Origin of the sequence: Actinomadura sp. 6K520, from assembly GCF_004349245.1 — a bacterium.
Classification (GTDB): domain Bacteria; phylum Actinomycetota; class Actinomycetes; order Streptosporangiales; family Streptosporangiaceae; genus Spirillospora.
Window position 1 is genome coordinate 1 of sequence record NZ_SMLC01000350.1, and the last position, 2794, is coordinate 2794.

Sequence of the window (2794 nt, forward strand, 5' to 3'; positions counted from 1 at the left end):
GGCGGGTTCTAGTGATCCCCGCAACACCCTGATCTTCAGGGAGTTGCGGGGATCATGGATTTTGAGGACCTGAAGGCAAGGTTCTTCGAGGCGCTGGAGCGGGAGAACGGCAGTGTCTCGGGGGCCGCCCGGGCGGTCGGGGTGAACCGTGCGACGGCGTCCGGGTGGGCGCGCAAGGCTGGTGTCCGTGGTCGCGGGAAGTCGGGCACGAGCGGGCATCCGGGCCGGGCGGAGTACGACCGGCTTCGCGCGGCCGGGGTGCGGCGGCGCGAAGCCGCGGCACGGGTCGGAGTCCACGAACGCACCGCCCGGGACTGGGACCGCGGTATCCGGAAGATCGGCGACGCGCGCCTGCACCCCGATGGGCGCCGGATCGACTACAAGACTGGTGTGACCACCACCGACGCCGACGGCTCAGAGCCGTCTCTCGCAGCCGTCGAGGCCGGGCTGCATCCCCGGTTCCTCACGGTGACCGAGCGGGAGATGATCGCTGACATGCACCGTGAGGGCCGGTCGCTGCGCGCGATCGGGCGGGCGCTGGGGCGGCCGGCGTCCACCGTCAAACGCGAGATCGACGCCCGTGCGGTCAATGGCGTCTACCGGCCGCATCGGGCCCAGCGGGCGTGGGCGAAGAGCCGGGCGCGTCCCAAGGACGCCAAGCTCGCCCAGGACGGTCCACTGCGCGAGTTCGTCGCGGGCAAGCTGCGGGAAAGGTGGTCACCCGAGCAGATCTGCAACGCTCTGGGCAACGAGTTCCCCGACGACGGGAGCATGCGGGTGAGTCCAGAAACGATCTACCAGGCGATCTACGTCCAGGCACGTGGCGGGCTGCGCCGCGAGGTCGCGCACGCACTGCGCACCGGGCGCACCCGCCGCAAGCCGCACCGCAGCGCCGACCAGCGCACGAGCCGGTTCGTCGACGAGATGGTGATGATCTCCGAGCGTCCTGCCGAGGCCGGGGACCGGGCGGTTCCCGGCCACTGGGAAGGCGACCTCATCGTCGGGCCCCGCAGCGAGAGCGCGATCGTGACCCTGGTCGAGCGCTCCACCCGCTACGTCATGCTCGGGCATCTGCCCGGCGGGCACACCGCCGAGGAGGTCCGCGACGTGCTGGTGCCGCTGATCCAGACCCTGCCCGAGCACCTGCGCGGCTCGCTGACCTGGGACCAGGGCTGCGAGATGGCCGCGCACAAGCAGTTCACCGTGGCCACGGGAGTGCCGGTCTACTTCTGTGATCCGCACTCGCCCTGGCAGCGCGGCTCGAACGAGAACACCTATTGGGCAAGGTGGGTCGCGCGGGGCTTCTTCGACGGGAGAGGCTCAGTGTTGGGCCGCTGGGTGACTCAGAGAACACGTGCCGGAAGGCTTTCCGTTGATCTGTCCACGGCTGCCCGCAGGGCGAGAGCCCTGACCGGGAGTGACTTGATAGAAGCCTGCTGAGCCGTCAACTCGCAATAGGTCTGTCCCCTGGTCAGGGCTCTTGCTGCTGTCCCGCCGCCCACAACAGCAGAGAGCAGGACTTCTTGATGGTGACAGTGGGGATCGACCCGCACAAGCACGTCCACGTCGCGGTGGCCGTCGGCGCCGACGGCAGGACTATCGGCAAACCGGTGACCGTCAAGAACGACGCGCTGCTGATCCCCATGCTGCTGAAGTGGATCCGCTCGATCACTGACGGGGTGCCGGTGACCTGGGCCATCGAGGACGGCCGCGGGTTCGCCCGCCGTCTGGCCGACGGTCTGCTGCTGGCCGGCCACCAGGTGGTCTGGGTGCCCACCCGGCTCACATCCGCCCACCGCAAGCTCCATGCCGCCACCGGCGCCAAATCCGACGCCGTCGACGCCGCCGCGGCCGCCCACGCCGCCATCGCCACTCCGGGCCTGGACCGGCACCGCATCGACGAACGCGTCCGGGAACTGCGCGTCCTGGTCGACTACCGCACCGACCTCATCAAACGCCGCACCATGGTGATCAACCAGCTCAAGGCGCAGCTGCACGTCTGGCTCGACCACACCCCCGGCGACCTGGCCCGGCCCAAACACCTCGGCGCGCTGAACACCGTGCTGGACTCAGCGCGGCTCAGCACCAACGTCCGCCAGGCCCTCAGCGACATGGCCGGCGAGATCGCCGACCTCAACCGGCGCGTCACCGACCTGGACACCACGATCAAGGAACTGGTCGGCCCGCTCGCTCCGACGCTTCTGCACATCACCGGGATCAGCCACATCTCCGCAGCAGTCCTGATCGCCGAAATCGGCGACATCACCCGCTTCCCCACCTCGGCCAAGCTCGCCCGCTACACCGGCTGCGCACCGATCCCGGTCTACTCCGCCGACCAGGAACGCCACCGCCTGCACCGCGGCGGCAACCGCCGACTCAACAGCGTTCTCTACACCGCCGCCATCGTGCAGAAACGCTTCCACCCCGCCGCCCAGCACTTGCTGGCCCGCCACGAGCCCACCAAGGGCAAACGCGGCGCCCGGCGCATCCTGCAACGCCACCTCGTCGACGTCATCCACCGAGCGATGACCACCGACCAAGCAACCTGGGACCACGAGATCACACGTCACCAGCTCGCGGCTTGACATAGAAGCATCAACGGCCTGCTGCGGCAGTACTTCCCCAAGAGCACCGATCTGTCCGTGCACAGCCCCGCAGACCTCGAACACGTCGCCCAGCAGCTCAACAGCCGACCACGCAAAACGCTCGGCTGGAGAACCCCAGCCGAGCGCCTGCGTGATCTACTGACAACCACATAGGCCATCAGGTGTTGCGAGGACCCCGAGAATCCGCC

At 68.9% G+C, this 2794-nt stretch carries 1 protein-coding gene and 2 pseudogenes; all 3 read left to right on the forward strand.

The annotated features are described in order from the left end of the window. Positions 1 to 258: 258 nt before the first annotated feature. A pseudogene (locus E1289_RS37140) lies at positions 259 to 1275 on the forward strand (IS30 family transposase); the annotation flags it as partial. A 251-nt stretch (positions 1276 to 1526) separates the two neighbouring features. Next, positions 1527 to 2585: an IS110 family transposase gene (locus E1289_RS37145; protein ID WP_131988811.1), complete on the forward strand. Its 1059-nt coding sequence runs from the start codon at positions 1527 to 1529 to the stop codon at positions 2583 to 2585. Beyond that, a pseudogene (locus E1289_RS37150) lies at positions 2586 to 2759 on the forward strand (IS30 family transposase); the annotation flags it as partial. Between the last annotated feature and the right edge of the window lie 35 nt (positions 2760 to 2794).